Below are 16,191 nucleotides of genomic sequence, written 5' to 3' on the forward strand. Positions count from 1 at the left end.
ATGTTAAAAATTGCAGATCAAATATTTAGTTCCCGTTTGTTTTTAGGAACAGGGAAGTTTGGTAGCCTAAAGGTTATGGCAGATACCATGCAGGTTACCGCCACGGAAATGGTAACTGTAGCGCTAAAAAGAATGCAGCTAAATCATGAAACTGAGGGTAATATACTGCGGCATATTCCGCAGCCGGTAGCGCCGCAGCGGGGTATTCAATTGCTACCCAATACCTCCGGGGCCCGGGATGCCAAAGAGGCTGTTTTTGCTGCTCAACTTGCGCGTGAAGCGATGCAGACGAATTGGCTGAAACTGGAAATACACCCCGACCCGAAGTACCTTATGCCTGATCCGGTAGAGACATTAAAGGCTACGGAGATTTTGGTTAAAGAGGGCTTTATTGTGCTGCCCTATGTGCATGCCGACCCGGTGTTATGTAAGCGCCTAGCGCAGGTTGGTGCTGCCGCGGTTATGCCTTTAGCGGCACCTATTGGTAGTAACAGGGGCATATTGACCGAGGAGTTTCTGCGTATTATTATAGAGCAGGCACAGGTACCTGTGGTTGTAGATGCCGGATTGGGGGCGCCATCGCATGCCGCCAGGGTTATGGAGATGGGGGCCGATGCCGTATTGGTAAATACGGCTATTGCCGTGGCTTCGGATCCGGTGCAAATGGGTCTAGCATTCAAATGGGCGGTGGAGGCTGGTCGTAAGGCTTTCGAACTGGGGTTGCCCCAGGCATCGCAAACTGCCGAGGAGAGTTCGCCTTTAACCGCATTTTTGCAGTAAGATAAGGTACTACTATGTTTCAATCTATATTCACACAATACCGCTGGGAGCAGGTGTACGCGAGTATCTATACGAAGCGGGATAGCGATGTACGTGCGGCATTAGCCAAGACGCACCGTACTATCGAAGATTTTAAAGCGCTTATTTCGCCGGCTGCAGCACCCTTTTTGGAGGAAATGGCCCAGCAGAGTAGGGCTTTAACGCAGCAGCGTTTCGGAAAGACGATACAGCTTTATGCTCCCTTATACCTGAGCAATGAATGCCAGAATATTTGCACTTACTGTGCCTTTAGCATGGACAATAAGATTCCACGGCGTACCTTAAATGATGCGGAGATTTTGCTAGAGGCGCAGGCACTGAAGGCCATGGGGTACGACCATGTGTTGCTGGTAACCGGTGAAGCGCATAAAACAGTGGGGGTAGCTTATTTACAAAATGCCATAAGACTATTGAAGCCCTTGTTTGCCAATATTTCCATCGAGGTACAGCCATTATTGCAAGCTGAATATGAGCTCCTGATTTCCGAGGGCATATATGCCGTATTGGTGTATCAGGAAACGTATCACCGCGAGGTTTATAAAGACTACCATCCCAAAGGGAAGAAATCGAATTTCGACTTCCGCCTGGATACACCCGATCGCTTAGGGAAAGCCGGCATACACAAAATCGGATTGGGCGCGCTTATCGGATTAGAGGACTGGCGGGTAGAGAGTTTCTTTACGGCGCTGCACATGCAATACCTGGAGGAGACATACTGGAAAACCTTATACTCCATATCGTTCCCACGCTTACGTCCTATATATTGGGAAGATGGTGAAGACAACCGCCTGCTGCCGAATAATTTTGATATGGATAATCGTGCTTTGCTGCAGCTTATATGCGCTTATAGGCTGTTGAATCCTACCGTCGAATTGTCGCTCTCCACACGCGAGCAGCCCTTGTTTAGGGATCATGTTATACCGCTGGGAATAACGAGCTTAAGTGCGGGCTCGAAAACAAATCCTGGAGGTTATGCGGTGGATCCACAAACGCTGGAGCAGTTTGAAATATCCGACGAACGTAGTCCGCAGGAAATGCTCGAACGTATAGAAGCACATGGCTATGAGGCGGTATGGAAAAATTGGGAACCTATACAGGCAACAGCTGAAATACCAGCGGCATCAGAATATCCTATCTAAAATCTGTTGAACATGCAAAGCCTAAATCTCAACCTAAACCTAAACCTAAACCTCAACCTAAACCTAAACCTCAACCTAAACCTAAACCTCAAGCCAATGGAACAATATAAAAGACAAATACTACTACCAGAATTTGGTCTTCAAGGCCAAGAACGGCTGCAGTGTGCCCAAGTCGTCGTCGTCGGTGCTGGTGGCCTGGGCAGCGCGATACTTCCGTATATCGCTGCTGCTGGCATCGGTAAAATTATACTGCTAGATGGCGATACCGTAGAGCTATCCAATTTAGCACGTCAAGCTAGCTTTGGCTTAGCTGATATCGGAAAATTTAAAGCACAAGTCCTTGCCGAGCAAATCAATACCCGCTATCAAAAAGATATTGTGCAGCCGATATGCGCATACATGGATGGGGACAGCGACATGCCTTGGCTGCAAACGGCAACGGTACTGGTCGATGGTACGGATAATTTTGGGAGTAAGTATAGGCTGGCGGCTTTGGCACAGCAGTGGCAGCTGCCTTTGGTGATGGGGGCTCTTGGTGCTTGGGAGGCTCAGCTGGCCGTTTTTAACTACCATACACAAAAGCAGTATAGCGATATATTTCCGGAAGCTAGTGATCAGGGGAGCTGTAGTAACGGTGGCGACGGCGTTTGGAGCCCATTGGTGGCCGTTACAGGGGCATTAATGGCTAATGAGGTGCTGAAAATCTGCGCCCGAATAGGTAAAACCTTCGCAGGGAAGCTGCTGTTGTACAATGCCTTTGAAAATAGCTATCGTAGTCTACAGTTTGACACAGCCATGCCAGAGGAGGGGGCAACCGAACAACAGCAGGTAGAAGCTGTTGCTGCTGCTGTGGATACCGAAAGACTTAACCAGTGGTTGCAGCGTGGACAGGCGGTTTGTATTGATGTGCAGGAGATTTATGCACATGCCGAGCAGCCTTTGTCGACCTGGAATATTCCGCTGTATGATCTTCCTAAGGTATGGAGGGAACAGCTATACCATGAAAAACGGCATATCGTTTTTGTATGCCCTACAGCAAAGCGTAGCAGAATAGCTTGTACCTGGCTTAAGGCATTTATGCCTTGTTTTTACCATGTCCTATAGCTTTCAGTTAGTTTAGGTCTAGGTTTAGGTCTAGGTTTAGGTTGGGTTTCGGTTGGGTTTATGACTGGAATTTAAATATTATAGTGACTTACCTTGTTTGTCCCTGAGCTTTTAGGCAAATAAAAGTTGAGCCGTAGAGAAAATTACTTGCCATCAATGTTCCTGAACTTTGATGTAATAAAAAAAGAACATATGAAAGTAATTGATAAAATCTACATCGACGGAGCGTTTGTAACGCCACATGGTACGCAGGTATTGGATTTATACAGTCCTATTGATAATACACTAGCTGCTCAAGTACGGTTAGGGGATGAACGCGATGTGCAGCATGCCGTGCATGCGGCGCAGGCAGCATTTAAACATTTTGCAAAAACCTCCAAGGCGGAACGTATTACTTACCTGGAAAAATTAAGGGATGCTTTTATCCGTAGACAGCAGGAGTTAATTGATGTTATGGTGCAGGAATATGGCGGTACTTTGCAGTTTTGTACTATGATTATCCAATTTGCTGCACATGATTTTAACGCGATGATCGATACGTTAAAGGATTTTGAGCTAACGCGTAAAATTGGAACGGGAACGGTGCATCTACAGGGCGTTGGTGTAGCTGGTATTATTATTCCGTGGAATATGAGCAATGGTTTTATCGTAACCAAAGTGGCAACGGCCATTGCTGCGGGCTGTACGGTGGTTATAAAACCGAGTGAGATGAGCGCACAGCAAACGCAGCTTATTGCGGAAGTTTTCCATGAAGCGGGGTTGCCAAAGGGTGTTATTAATTTTGTAAATGGCCTTGGTGATGTTGTGGGTGCGGAGATTACACGCAATCCGGGGATTTCTAAAATATCTTTTACCGGCTCTACGGGTGTGGGTAAACTGATCGCTAAAGGTGCAGTGGATACGATGAAAAGGGTAACGTTGGAGCTGGGGGGAAAATCGCCGAATATTATTCTTCCAGATGCGGATCTTGAATCGGTATTGCCGGTAGCGGTAGCGGCGGCATTTTTAAATTCTGGACAGGCTTGTGCGGCGGCAACGCGTTTATTGGTTCCTAAAGAAAAATTAAATGAGGTTAATGCAATTGTGAAACGTATTATCGACGGCACTAAGGTGGCTGATCCGCGTGATATGGATACGCAAATCGGACCTATGGTTAGTGTGAAGCAGTTTGAACGTGTACAGGAGTATATTGGAATTGGAATCGCAGAGGGAGCGCAGTTGTTGGCGGGTGGCCTTGGTAAACCTTCGGGATTGGAAGCGGGTAATTTTGTGCAGGCTACGGTATTTACGGGGGTAAACAACAGCATGCGTATTGCGCAGGAGGAGATTTTTGGCCCTGTACTGTCGATTATACCGTATGATAATGAAGAGGATGCCATAGCTATAGCAAATGATAGTCCGTATGGGTTAGCTGCTTATGTTGCTTCGGCGGATCAGGATCATGCGTATCGTGTTGCTGCGCAGCTGGATGCAGGAAGGGTTTGTGTGAATGGCTTGGCACACGATTCTTTATTGCCTTTTGGTGGATTTAAGCAATCTGGTATTGGCCGTGAGTATGGTGCTTTTGGCTTGGAAGCTTACTTGGAACCGAAGGCTGTATTGGGTTTAGGTTAGGTTTAGGTAGGTCTAGGTTCCTTGAAGGAGCTTTTTAAGGGGGAGGTTATTTTACAATAGCCTCCTTTTTTTTGTTTAAAAAGAGTACATTGCTTTTTTTACGAATCTTAACATACGATTGATACATGGATGCTATTGTACTGCATAATTTTGGTGGCGTTGAAAATTTTAGTTTAAAGACAGTGGAGGAGCCCGTTCTTGATGATTTTTCTGTTTTAGTACAGATTAAGGCAACGGCTTTTAATCCGATTGATTACCAAATGCGAATGGGTTCTACGGAAAGTAAGCTCTTACATTCACCGATTTTAGGACGTGAGTTTGCTGGCCAAGTCATTGCTGTTGGTGCTGCTGTGAAGCAGTTCGAAGTTGGGGATGCTGTTGCAGCTTATGTAGGCAGCTTAGCCTCTAATGGCACTTATGCGCAGCGTATCGCTGTGCCTGAAGCCTTGCTGGCGAAAATTCCGGAGCAGCTGAGTTTTGAGGAAGCAGCGGCTTTACCTATGGTAGGTTTAACGGCTTTGCAATGTGTAAGTCGCTTGCAGCTGCCTACAGATGCGGCTGTTTTCATAACGGGTGGATCTGGTGCTGTAGGATCGATGGTTATACGTTTGCTGAAGGCGGCGGCTGTTGATAGGATTTATACTACTGCGGCTAATGAAGCGCGTATTGCTGATCTGCAGTCTTTAGGTTTATCTCCTGCTTGCATCATAAACTATAACACTGAACCGGTGCGGGAGACACTGCTGCAGCGCCATGGTGTTTTTCAGTATGTTATTGATTTGGTCGGGGGTGCACTGTCTGAGACTTGTGCTGAAGTATTGGATGTCTTTGGTACGTATGTTGATGTAACGTCTTTTACAACGGATAAGGCTCGGGCCTTGTTGTTTGATAAAGCGGCTTCGTGTATGCATATTGCCAATTATGCCATGGCTTTGCATAAGGGCGTGTCTGGCTTTGCTTCTTATGGCGATGGACTACGGAGTCTTTTTGCGGCGATAGAAAATAAGGCGATCTCACCGCTTCAGGTTAAATGTATTGGGGGCTTAACGGTGCAAACGGTGCAGCAGGCGCACCTGCTTATGGAAAACAATGACGCTAGGGGTAAAAAGTTGGTGATGTCGGTTGCTTAGTTTTTCTGCGTTTCCCTGTTTTATGTATGGTGCGGGTCAATGCCGGTTTGTTTATAGGTGAAAATAAAAAACAGTAGCCTGGCGGTACGGCGTTCTTGCCGTTTGTTAGCTATAGCGGCAGCATTTAGGGCTTTGGTTTGAATAGTTAGGTACTCAAGTAACGCCTTAATGCTGCTGTATTGTATGTTCTTTCTGTGCTATGATTGAAGTTTTAAAACCATATAGCTGTCTGATTCTAGGTATTTTTGCGCCTTACTGCTGTCTACAAAGCCGTATGTAAGGTATAGGTTATAGGCCGCTGCTAGTCGTTTTGTGGTGTATAATACCAGTTCTCTGGCTTGTAAGGATTTTGCTTTCTGTATAGCAAACTCTACTAAAGCTTTGCCGAATCCTAATCCTTTGTATTTTTCGGTAATGGCCAGTTTGGCGAGTTCATATTGATGCGCTGTAACCTTGTATAGGGATACGGTTCCGATTACTTCATTATTGTAAAGGGCGATATAAATAAAGCCGCCTTTCTGGAGTACATATTCTTCGGGATTTTCTATAAACTTCTCGTCTTCTGGTTCTACGGTTAGGTATTTTTCCAGCCATTCCAGTGTCAATGCTTTGAGCTGACTGTAGTATTTTTTTTCGTAATTTACTAGGGTTAGGGTTGGTGTATTGCGCATGTTGCTGACTTGCTTTTTGGTGATTTGGATTTTAGTTCAACGCAAATTTAATGGGTTTATAGAAATGTAAACTGACAATTTGTTGATGTATTACGACAAATTAACTTAGGCTTTCTTGTGACTAGCACTGGCATATAACGTTCCAGTTTGTTTGCCGATTCTTATGGTATTCATCTGCTTAGCTGTTACCTGTTGCCAAACAGAGCCGTGTATAATGGGTTTTTATAATACCTGAATGGGGACTGCTATAGGGGAGGCCTATGCGGGTCGTATTTTTTTTATACCGGTAAAATAAACGAATATATAGGCTTGGAAAATCGTTTTTCCGGCGTTGTAATTTATGCTGTCGGCCTTGTAGTTGCAGCGGCGTAAAGGTATAGTGGTTTTTTGCCTTAGAAATAACGGCAGCATATTTAAATTAAACCCTACAGGTTTAGTTACTAAGCGTAAGCGCCAACTAAATCTGTAGGGTTATGGGGATGATGGCTTAAGGCTGTAAGAAAGCCTTAAGGCAGCCCTTATTTCTCGATATCCTTCAAGCTATTCATCTTCTTGTACTCCAGGAAGCCTTTAATATCTTCAAAATGCTCACGTACCCTTTTATTGCCAAATTCAAAAACCTTATTGGCTAAGCCATCCAAGAAGTCCCTGTCGTGCGACACCAATATCAGCGTGCCATCAAAATCTTGCAAGGCATCTTTAATAATATCCTTGGTTTTCATATCCAAGTGGTTGGTAGGTTCATCCAGAATAAGTACGTTTACCGGTTCTAGCAATAATTTTATCATCGCCAAACGTGTTTTTTCACCTCCGGAAAGTACTTTTACTTTTTTAGTGGTATCATCACCACTAAACATAAATGCCCCTAAAAGATCTTTAATTTTAACACGCACATCGCCAACGGCAATTTGATCTATTGTTTCGAATACGGTAAGCTCCCCATCCAATAAGGCGGCCTGATTTTGTGCAAAGTATCCTATCTTGGCATTATGGCCTACTTTTAAGGAACCTTCAAAATCAATCTCGCCCATAATCGCTTTAATCATCGTCGATTTACCCTCGCCATTTTTACCGACAAAAGCGACTTTCTCGCCACGCTCAATTACCATCGAAGCCTTCTCGAAAACGGTATGGTCGCCATATTTTTTTGTCAGCTCTTCTACAATAACAGGATACTGCCCTGAACGGGGTGAAGGCGGAAACTTTAACCGTAGGGCAGAGGTGTCTACCTCATCAATTTGAATAACCTCTAGTTTCTCCAGCATTTTAACGCGCGATTGCACCTGCAGTGTTTTGGAATAGGTACCGCGAAAACGATCTATAAACTCCTGGTTGTCGGCAATAAAGCGCTGCTGTTCCTCGTATGCCTTCTGCTGATGCTGGCGGCGTTCTTTGCGCAGCTCAAGGTAGTGGCTATATTTTGCTTTGTAGTCGTATATACGCCCCATGGTAACTTCGATCGTACGGTTGGTGATGTTATCTACAAATGCACGGTCGTGCGAGATTACAATCACCGCTTTTGCAGCGTTTACCAAAAAGTCTTCTAACCATTGTATACTCTCGATATCCATATGGTTGGTAGGTTCATCCAAAAGAATAAGGTCCGGTTTTTTTAATAATATTTTCGCCAGCTCAATACGCATACGCCAACCCCCGGAGAATTCCGATGTCTGCCGCGTAAAGTCGCTACGGTCAAAACCCAATCCTTTTAATACCTTTTCTACCTCCGCATCATAGTTGGTCTCTTCGATAGAATAAAACTTCTCGCTAAGCTCGGATACACGCTCGATAAGCTTCATGTAATCGTCGCTTTCATAATCGGTACGGATGTTGAGCTGCTCGTTTAACTCTTCCAGCTCATCGCGCATTTTATAGACCTCCTCGAAGGCTTTGGCAGTTTCCTCGAATACCGTTACATTATCTTCCGTAAGTAAATGCTGGGGTAAATAGGCAATAACCGCTTCTTTAGGTCCCGAAATATTGCCTGTTGTTGGTTTTCCTGCACCGGCAATAATTTTCAATAGGGTAGACTTTCCGGCACCATTTTTACCCATAAGGGCAATTTTATCGTTCTCGTTTATTGAAAAGGAAACATCGCTGAACAGCGTGGTTCCTCCAAAAGAAACAGAAATATTATTTACGTTGACCATAAAATTAATTAAAACTGCCAAAAAAGGCAGTTAAGTACTTGATATTTAATTATTTAGAATACTATTATTTTTAGCAATTAGATTGTGTAATGCTTATAATATCACATATATTTGCTTATTTTGCGCTATTAAACTTTACAAATAATTTACAACTTATAAAATTTTTAGCATGGCTTCAATTTCAGCTACTATTCTTAAGCATCATAAAAAACAGAACGGTACTTGGGCTGTTAAATATCGGATAACACACCAGGGTAAATCTGTTTACCTAGACACTAACTTTGTTGCTAAGAAAGAAGATTTGGACACGAAGTTACGATTAAAAAAGATTTTTATTGACAGATATTTAAGTATTGAATTAAATAAACTTAGGGATAAAGTTAATTCTTTAGGGGTAAGATTAGCGTTGATGAGTGTTGCTAATGTTAAAACTTTTCTTACCAAGGCCGAGCAAGGTCCTTTAGATTTTTTCGAATATAGTTTAGAATATCTTGAGCGTATTAAGCATCGTGAAAACTCGTATAAACAAAGAATATCTTCCCTTCAACGACTTAAGGAATTTGTAGGGGGTGATGTACTTTCGCCTTTTGATTTTAAGGTAAAGTTTTTGGAAGAATTTCAAGATTTCCTAAAAATTCCTTTGCGTAGTGACGCTATTAAAAGAGGAGGTAGATCTAATCAAACTATAGCCAACACGATAAGAGATATCAAGGTGATATTTGATACTATGAAATTGAAATACAACGATTATGATAATGGCATAATTTTAATCCCTAATGATCCTTTTAAATTATATAAGCCTGTAGTTAAAACGGTCTATCGCAGTGTAAAGATCCATCCATTGCTGCTCTTCTTCTGGATCTGACCAATCCCAATTGTGACCTGTTATAAGCAGTAATAACTCGATCTCTTGTTGTGTTTTTTTACTGATTTTCATACTTTAATGTTTTGTATAATTATTATAAGAACAAAGTTCATTAACACGTACTACTAAAAAGAATATTAGCACCCCAAATATGGTTTTGACAGGTGTAAATGAAATATATGTGTCAATTATAAATTCGTATCATTCATTGCTGGCATATTAATTTCTTTGACACAACTTGCATTTGATGTAGAAATAATAAATTTTAAAGAATTAATTACATCTTGTAATGGGATTAAGTTTCCATCAGTTTTTTTTAATACTGTCGCTACATCCTCGTTATTATCAAATTCCGTTGCTAAATATCCCAAGTTTATAATTGAAACACCTATTTTGTGACGACGTAAATTTTCTCGCAAAGAATGAACAATTCCTCTTAAAGCAAATTTTGAAGCAGAAAAAGTCACTTCTTTTCCATTGTGATTATCCAATCCCCAAGTTGAACCAATTAAAATAACTTTTGCATTACTAGATAATTTTAAATTATTTAAGAGTGATTGAATATTTACTATACAAGATGTGATATTAGTATTTATTATATTATTAATTTCAGATAGAGAATTTTCTTCAAAAATATATTCATTTGAGAAAGCACTATTTTCCCATATACCAACATTATATATTAGGTAATCAATAGCTGAATTTTTTAATCTAGCTTTAATAGTTTCAGATGAAATTTTAGGATTAGACAAATCAGTCTGTATCCAATTTACATTAGTTTTTTCTCTTAAAAAATCAGGTTGAGTTCTTGAAATTCCAAAAACTGTATCAATGTCTTTAGGTAAATTTATTGTAATGGATTTACCTAATCCTTTACTAATTCCAAATATTAAGTATGTTTTTTTATTCATTATTTTTGAATTTCAGTTAATGAGAAATAAATATCGAAGAAGTATGTGTTTAATTGAACAAAAAGTTCTATTTCGACTGTGCTTACCCAATACTTTTTCAGGTTGTTAAAATTAATGGAAAAAAACAATATAAAAAGCAACGGCTTAAACAATTTTCAACTCTTGATACTATATATTTATTCCTAGATTTTGCAAATTGAAAGTTAAATGATGCCTTTGTGCATCATTTCGATAAATCTAATTACACCTATTTATTAATAAATTCAAGTGTCACTGATTTAGATGGAGTTAAAAATATTGCATCAGAAATATTTGAAGATTGTATGAACTAACCCCTCCCGCAAGAGGGGATTTTTATTTCCTATAATTCCTCACAGCCCATTTATGTTGCTGCCTACGGTCTTTTTGCTGGCGATCCTTGTACTTGTCTATGTTTCGTTGGATAATTGCGGATTCCTTTGCCCAAGCATCTCCTGCTGTGGACGCAGCAAGGGCTATCTCCTCTATGCTATTAGAAAAATCTTTAATACTTTCTACACACGCACACTGAAGCCTTGATATAGAAATGGACACTAGAATAATTTTAATTATTAAATTTAAATCCTTCTAAGGAGAGCTTTTTAATGTTTCATAATTTTTAGTTATTTTGTGAATAGATGCTTTTATTATGAAACTATATTATCTTTTGATAACAGCTTGTTTACTGACAATGGCCGGAAAAGATACTCAAGCCCAAGAAGTGAAAAAAATATCCTCTACGTATGTTAGTCTAAACGGGATGCACCCGGATAAGTTTTTATTTGAAGATGATGTGATTACTGTGAAGTTTTTAAAAGCTGGGGGAAGACGTATCGATTTTGAGTTGTTTAATAAATCTGATAAAACGATCGATTTTCTTTGGAACGAAAGCTATGTTGTTTTAAATAATCAAACTTTGCCCGTAAGTAATTCAGGTGCCAACAGCGTAAAGCTTCATACCTTTCATAGTGAAAGTGTAGATGTAAATAAACCTCAAAAGATTGGCCCTAAATCTAATTATGCAGCCTATGTGCATTCAAATAATGCTAATATTATAGATGCATTCGCAGCAAATAAAGCAACCAAAGGAAAGTCTGGTCCATTAATTAATAGAGTTGTTCTGGCTTTATTAATCAATGGCGCTAAAGTTGAAATTCCTATTTCAATTGAGGTTTATTCGAAAAAGCCTATCTAATTACTTCCACAGGCCTTTTCTTTGTAGGCTGTTTTTAAAACGGTCTATCGCAGTGTAAAGATCCATCCATTGCTGCTCTTCTTCTGGATCTGACCAATCCCAATTGTGACCTGTTATAAGCAGTAATAACTCGATCTCTTGTTGTGTTTTTTTACTGATTTTCATACTTTAATGTTTTGTATAATTATTATAAGAACAAAGTTCATTAACACGTACTACTAAAAAGAATATTAGCACCCCAAGTAAGGGCTTATAATATTTTAAGTCGTTTTTTTCTTGAACCTTGACTTTCAACAAATATCTATAACAAAGAAAAGAGGGGAGAATATTTACAAGTATAATAATAGGACAATATTTTTTGTAATGTTTTTTGTGGGACATGATGGCTATTAAGCTTTAAAATTTAAAAATCGTATCATTGTATGTACATAATTAATTACCTCATGGAAGAAAATCAAGGTCACACTTTTTTTAAGTTTATTATTGATTATTGGTCTCAAATCGCCGTTATTATTACAATTTTAGTTGGTGGCATAGGATATCTTTTAAAGATAGGGTTTGACTGGGATTTAAAGAAAAGGGAAATTAAATACTCAATGATCCTTACTAAGAGAACTACTGCTTTAGAGAACTTTATAAGTAATACTAATGGATATCAAACGTTTTTCAACAATTTGCCTTATTATAATGTTGGTCGCCAAGAAATAGAGCCGATAAAAATTGATGAGATGGTTGACAAGTATAAAACCCCATTTTACAGATCTTATGGTGCCTTTAACATATTTGCAGAAGTTAAAGATAAGTCGACTATTAAAGAAGTATATAATTTATTATTAGACAACAATAAACATTTGAATAAATTACTGTTTTCTAATTTATCACAAAACGAAGGGTACCATCCTGATGACTATTTTGGAAGTATTGTAGAAAATGGTAAAAAAATAGACGTTTTAATAGAAAAATTAATTATATCGACAGGATATGGTAAATTGTAATTAAGTAAATAAAAAGTACCTCGGTCTGACTCACTTATTCTGTTGCACCTATTTTGTTCCTCTTTTTTGTTACAATCATACTGTTACTCCTATTTGTTAGAACAAAATGTTAAAAAAGTTACAATTCGATAAGTATAGTTATAAAGAGCTACATTGATGTAAATAAAATAAATAAAAAAAATAAAGCAAAACAAAAAATAGTTCTTTTAGTGGCTTAAAATAAGCGTCTAATCAAATGTTTGTTCGTATGGTACGGTAGACTTCCCTGTTTTTCAGACCAATTAAAAATGTTAAATTAGTATGTTAAACATTATGAAGAAGAGCAAGTTTTCAGAACATCAGATTGTCAATATTCTAAAGGAATATGAATCAGGTAAGTCGACACGCGACATCTGTCGCGAGCATGGTATTACAGCCTCCACGTTTTAACAATGGAATCAAAAGTATGGTGGTATGGATGCCCAACATTTGAAAGAAGTCAAGGCATTACAAGAAAAAAACAACCGTTTAAAGCGGATGTTTGCCGATTTGAGTTTAGATCGTCGTATTTTAAAAGATATTATTGAAAAAAAGCTTTAAGGCTCTGTGAACGTAAGGAGCTGGTTGAGGGTATCATTGAAGCAAAAGGAATCAGTATTCATAGGTCTTGTAAAATTGTTTTTATGAGCCGTAGTATGTATTACTATGCCCATAAAAAAGATGACCGGATCATTATTGATAAACTTATGGATCTCTCCACACAATATTATTCTATTCCCGCAACAAGGTTGGTGCAAAAAATACAAGAAGTATTGTTACACAGAGCAAAACCAAAACGCATAAGAGCAGATAATGGTTCAGAATTTATCGCTAAAGTTTTTAAAGATTTTTGTAGCGATCAAGAGATAGAAATACAGTATATCCAACCAGGAAAGCCTGCACAAAACGCATATATTGAACGTTTCAATCGTACATTTAGAGAAGATGTTTTAGATGCTTATTTATTTGAATCCATTAATCAGGTCAATGCCTTAGCTTATGAGTGGCAAATTGACTATAACAGTAATCATCCTTCAGAGGTGGGTTAATCCATAAATACAGGAAATATATGCGATTATCAGCAGGTTAGAAGTACGAAATCATACAAACAGTCAGACAGCGTGAAATCGGTGTAAAACGTACTTTAGATAGTTTTGGGATTACACGTAGCACTTTTTACAGATGGTACCAGAATTATCTCAGAAGTGGCTTTGATGGCTTGGCAACAAGCAAGAGAAGTTGTCGTAGGTAGTGGAATAGTATCCCCCAAGAGCAAAAGAATCTGGTTGTAGAAATTGCATAGGAACATACCGAGTTGTCTTGCAGAGAATTAGCTTGCAAAATAACGGATGAACAAGGTGTTTTTATCTCTGAATCAAGTGTTTATAGGATATTAAAACAAAGAGATTTGATTCCTGCACCCAATCATTTTTATCATCCCGAGCAGCTCATCGAAGCTTTTTCTTAGCTTTCTGATAGCGCATACCTAAAAAATCGAATGCATATACCGTAGCTACGATTACTACCACTCCAAATACAGTCTGCTTGTTACGATAAATAAAAACAACTTGACAAATTTTCCTGTTGTGCTGCATAACTTAAGCGTTTTAGTATGTAAGCCCGGCTAAAATGTGCTTTGGAAATTTATATGGTTATAAATATGAAGTAGGTATAATATGTTTTTATATATAGCTTTCCATTAACGACATAAATTTCGCATTGATTTTTGACCCTTGATATTACCAGGATATATTGATTTGAACTGCTTTTTTCTTGGTTCCCCTAGTTTACTTTGTTTCCTTACTTATGTCGCTGGTAATAAGGTTTGTGTGTGCAATTTTTGTGTGGGGGTTTATAGTTTTAAGGCACATTAATCTATACAAAACCCATACTAAATTTAAAAATCTATGAAAACAAACACTTTTAATTTAGCGTTAACGATAATCTTGGTAATGTTTTGCGCTTGTGATCATTCAATCCTTACTGGGGATTGGATTGATAGAGCGAATGAGAATGGATTAACTAAATCATCAAATGAACCTCGTTCTCCTGATGATCCAGAGCTTTTTACCAAAGGTATACCCACAATGTGGTATAATAAATATGTTAAAACCACAAATACCCCTGAAATCATGGAATCACAAATGGTAGATGGCCTTAGTATAAAGCCGGGAAAATCATATGACTTTCCCATACAAATTAATGCCGAAAATTATGCGTTAATAGGTAATAGCAATGGAAATTTACTTATTAAAGATAAAGTAAATAATACTATTTTGTGGGAATCACAGTCCACAGAATATAAAAATAATGCTAAGTATTATTTAACTTTTCAGTATGATGGTAATTTGGTTATCTATCGTACATATTTTAATAATAGTGGTAATAGAGAAGCGATTTGGGCAACAATGAATTTATACCTTCCATCTGGAGATTGGAATGGAAGCTACCCCAGATTGTTTGAAAAGGCATTTTATAAATTTCAAAAGAATGGCAACTTGGTATTGTATTGGCAAACTGCTGAAGAAAAGTTTATGGGTGTAAATAAATACCAGCCTATAGTGCATACAGGCACCGCGGCCGGAGCGATGTCTCCGTTTCTTGGTTGTATTTCAAGGTATACTACTAATTTCCCTGATTGCCAACAAATTTTTATGAAAGGTATCCCCAAAAAATGGTATGATAAATATGTGGTGTTAGCAAATAATCCTGAGTTAACGGATTCCCAAATGTTGGATGGCACTATTATAAAGCCTGGAAAAGCATATGACTTTCCCATGCAAATTAACGCTGGAAATTATATGCTTATAGGTGAGTCTAATGGGAATTTATGCATTAAAAATAAATTAAATAATAAAGTTTTATGGGAATCACGGTCTGCGCAGAATGGGAGCCAATATAGTTATAAGATGATTTTTCAGAATGATGGCAATTTGGTTATATATCTTATAAACCAGTATAATATGTCCGATAATAGCGCAATTTGGTCAACGGAGAATTTATATCTTCCATCTGCAAATTGGAATGGAAACTACCCCAGATTGTCGGAAAGCGCATTTTATAAGTTTCAAACAAATGGCAACTTGGCGTTGTATTGGCAAACTGCCGACATAATACATGATGCTGTAAATAAATACCAACCTATAGTACATACAGGAACTGCTTCCGGAGCGCTGTCTACATACTTTGGTCAGATTGCTGATAATACTAATAAGTTTACTAATAATTGATGTTTTTATACATCACTATTAAATTTTCATACTATGAAACAAATTTTTTTATTTTAGCATTCACATTAATGGTGTTAATGTTTAACTCCTGTGATAAGTCAATAATTACAGATAATAAGTTGACCACATTGAATAGAATAACAATGGATTGACTTAATCTTCAAGTCAATCTCGGGCTAGGTATACCCCAATCTTTGGTACCAAGGGCATAAAAAAATGGTGTGACGAGTAGGTTAAATACTCAAATTGTCGGAAATGATATTTTATAAGTTTCAATCGAATGGTAACTTGGTATTGTTTTAGCAAACTGCTGAAGAAAAGTTTATCCGTGT

The 16,191-nt window shown here is 38.7% G+C and carries 15 protein-coding genes and 1 pseudogene; 12 read left to right on the forward strand and 4 right to left on the reverse strand.

Annotated features, from left to right (window positions below; genetic code table 11):
* From ACL9RF_RS04385 to ACL9RF_RS04405, 5 genes are all read left to right on the forward strand, one after another.
* A complete protein-coding gene (locus ACL9RF_RS04385; protein ID WP_422799375.1) occupies window positions 1–780 on the forward strand; it encodes a thiazole synthase in 780 nt (259 codons plus the stop codon).
* Window positions 781–794: 14 nt separating this feature from the next.
* The gene (gene thiH, locus ACL9RF_RS04390) at window positions 795–1,958 is read left to right on the forward strand and encodes a 2-iminoacetate synthase ThiH (protein ID WP_422799376.1); all 1,164 of its coding nucleotides are present in this window, start codon (window positions 795–797) and stop codon (window positions 1,956–1,958) included.
* Window positions 1,959–1,970: 12 nt separating this feature from the next.
* On the forward strand, window positions 1,971–3,062 hold the full coding sequence (locus ACL9RF_RS04395) for a ThiF family adenylyltransferase (protein WP_422799377.1): 1,092 nt from the start codon (window positions 1,971–1,973) through the stop codon (window positions 3,060–3,062).
* 192 nt (window positions 3,063–3,254) lie between these two features.
* Entirely contained in the window at window positions 3,255–4,676 is a 1,422-nt protein-coding gene (locus ACL9RF_RS04400) for an aldehyde dehydrogenase family protein (protein ID WP_422799378.1), read from the forward strand.
* A gap of 125 nt (window positions 4,677–4,801) precedes the next feature.
* A complete protein-coding gene (locus ACL9RF_RS04405) occupies window positions 4,802–5,806 on the forward strand; it encodes a quinone oxidoreductase family protein (RefSeq protein ID WP_422799379.1) in 1,005 nt (334 codons plus the stop codon).
* A 197-nt stretch (window positions 5,807–6,003) separates the two neighbouring features.
* Here ACL9RF_RS04405 and ACL9RF_RS04410 read toward each other — a convergent pair whose 3' ends face one another.
* Window positions 6,004–6,477, reverse strand: a complete 474-nt coding sequence (locus tag ACL9RF_RS04410; RefSeq protein ID WP_422799380.1) for a GNAT family N-acetyltransferase — start codon at window positions 6,475–6,477, stop codon at window positions 6,004–6,006.
* A gap of 518 nt (window positions 6,478–6,995) precedes the next feature.
* Window positions 6,996–8,627, reverse strand: coding sequence for an ABC-F family ATP-binding cassette domain-containing protein (locus ACL9RF_RS04415; protein ID WP_422799381.1), 1,632 nt, complete (start codon window positions 8,625–8,627; stop codon window positions 6,996–6,998).
* Window positions 8,628–8,796: 169 nt separating this feature from the next.
* Between ACL9RF_RS04415 and ACL9RF_RS04420 the strand changes: the two genes are divergently transcribed.
* Window positions 8,797–9,492 (forward strand): phage integrase SAM-like domain-containing protein, encoded by a 696-nt coding sequence (locus ACL9RF_RS04420; protein WP_422799382.1) that lies wholly within the window; start codon window positions 8,797–8,799, stop codon window positions 9,490–9,492.
* Between the two features lie 188 nt (window positions 9,493–9,680).
* On the opposite strand, the gene ACL9RF_RS04425 is transcribed toward ACL9RF_RS04420, so the two are convergent.
* The gene (locus tag ACL9RF_RS04425; protein WP_422799383.1) at window positions 9,681–10,403 is read right to left on the reverse strand and encodes an SDR family NAD(P)-dependent oxidoreductase; all 723 of its coding nucleotides are present in this window, start codon (window positions 10,401–10,403) and stop codon (window positions 9,681–9,683) included.
* Between the two features lie 709 nt (window positions 10,404–11,112).
* Here ACL9RF_RS04425 and ACL9RF_RS04430 point away from each other — a divergent pair.
* The gene (locus ACL9RF_RS04430) at window positions 11,113–11,616 is read left to right on the forward strand and encodes a hypothetical protein (protein WP_422799384.1); all 504 of its coding nucleotides are present in this window, start codon (window positions 11,113–11,115) and stop codon (window positions 11,614–11,616) included.
* Here ACL9RF_RS04430 and ACL9RF_RS04435 read toward each other — a convergent pair whose 3' ends face one another.
* Window positions 11,617–11,781, reverse strand: coding sequence for a hypothetical protein (locus ACL9RF_RS04435; RefSeq protein WP_422799385.1), 165 nt, complete (start codon window positions 11,779–11,781; stop codon window positions 11,617–11,619).
* A gap of 278 nt (window positions 11,782–12,059) precedes the next feature.
* Between ACL9RF_RS04435 and ACL9RF_RS04440 the strand changes: the two genes are divergently transcribed.
* The 5 genes and pseudogenes from ACL9RF_RS04440 to ACL9RF_RS04460 all read left to right on the forward strand — a co-directional run bounded on the left by ACL9RF_RS04440 (window position 12,060) and on the right by ACL9RF_RS04460 (window position 15,859).
* A complete protein-coding gene (locus ACL9RF_RS04440; protein WP_422799386.1) occupies window positions 12,060–12,611 on the forward strand; it encodes a hypothetical protein in 552 nt (183 codons plus the stop codon).
* Window positions 12,612–12,923: 312 nt separating this feature from the next.
* Window positions 12,924–13,190: pseudogene (locus ACL9RF_RS04445) on the forward strand (transposase).
* 83 nt (window positions 13,191–13,273) lie between these two features.
* Window positions 13,274–13,678: an integrase core domain-containing protein gene (locus tag ACL9RF_RS04450; protein ID WP_422799387.1), complete on the forward strand. Its 405-nt coding sequence runs from the start codon at window positions 13,274–13,276 to the stop codon at window positions 13,676–13,678.
* Between the two features lie 53 nt (window positions 13,679–13,731).
* Window positions 13,732–13,881, forward strand: a complete 150-nt coding sequence (locus ACL9RF_RS04455) for a helix-turn-helix domain-containing protein (RefSeq protein WP_422799984.1) — start codon at window positions 13,732–13,734, stop codon at window positions 13,879–13,881.
* 655 nt (window positions 13,882–14,536) lie between these two features.
* On the forward strand, window positions 14,537–15,859 hold the full coding sequence (locus ACL9RF_RS04460; protein ID WP_422799388.1) for a hypothetical protein: 1,323 nt from the start codon (window positions 14,537–14,539) through the stop codon (window positions 15,857–15,859).
* Window positions 15,860–16,191 lie beyond the last annotated feature (332 nt).

Origin of the sequence: Sphingobacterium sp. Mn56C (assembly GCF_049319645.1) — a bacterium.
Classification (GTDB): domain Bacteria; phylum Bacteroidota; class Bacteroidia; order Sphingobacteriales; family Sphingobacteriaceae; genus Sphingobacterium.

Excerpts from the sequence above, each read along its gene's own strand:
- ACL9RF_RS04385 (WP_422799375.1), top strand. The coding sequence starts at position 1 with ATGTTAAAAATTGCAGATCAAATATTTAGTTCCCGTTTGTTTTTAGGA.
- thiH (WP_422799376.1), top strand. The coding sequence starts at position 795 with ATGTTTCAATCTATATTCACACAATACCGCTGGGAGCAGGTGTACGCG.
- ACL9RF_RS04395 (WP_422799377.1), top strand. The coding sequence starts at position 1,971 with ATGCAAAGCCTAAATCTCAACCTAAACCTAAACCTAAACCTCAACCTA.
- ACL9RF_RS04400 (WP_422799378.1), top strand. The coding sequence starts at position 3,255 with ATGAAAGTAATTGATAAAATCTACATCGACGGAGCGTTTGTAACGCCA.
- ACL9RF_RS04405 (WP_422799379.1), top strand. The coding sequence starts at position 4,802 with ATGGATGCTATTGTACTGCATAATTTTGGTGGCGTTGAAAATTTTAGT.
- ACL9RF_RS04410 (WP_422799380.1), bottom strand. The coding sequence starts at position 6,477 with ATGCGCAATACACCAACCCTAACCCTAGTAAATTACGAAAAAAAATAC.
- ACL9RF_RS04415 (WP_422799381.1), bottom strand. The coding sequence starts at position 8,627 with ATGGTCAACGTAAATAATATTTCTGTTTCTTTTGGAGGAACCACGCTG.
- ACL9RF_RS04420 (WP_422799382.1), top strand. The coding sequence starts at position 8,797 with ATGGCTTCAATTTCAGCTACTATTCTTAAGCATCATAAAAAACAGAAC.
- ACL9RF_RS04425 (WP_422799383.1), bottom strand. The coding sequence starts at position 10,403 with ATGAATAAAAAAACATACTTAATATTTGGAATTAGTAAAGGATTAGGT.
- ACL9RF_RS04430 (WP_422799384.1), top strand. The coding sequence starts at position 11,113 with ATGGCCGGAAAAGATACTCAAGCCCAAGAAGTGAAAAAAATATCCTCT.
- ACL9RF_RS04435 (WP_422799385.1), bottom strand. The coding sequence starts at position 11,781 with ATGAAAATCAGTAAAAAAACACAACAAGAGATCGAGTTATTACTGCTT.
- ACL9RF_RS04440 (WP_422799386.1), top strand. The coding sequence starts at position 12,060 with ATGGAAGAAAATCAAGGTCACACTTTTTTTAAGTTTATTATTGATTAT.
- ACL9RF_RS04450 (WP_422799387.1), top strand. The coding sequence starts at position 13,274 with ATGAGCCGTAGTATGTATTACTATGCCCATAAAAAAGATGACCGGATC.
- ACL9RF_RS04460 (WP_422799388.1), top strand. The coding sequence starts at position 14,537 with ATGAAAACAAACACTTTTAATTTAGCGTTAACGATAATCTTGGTAATG.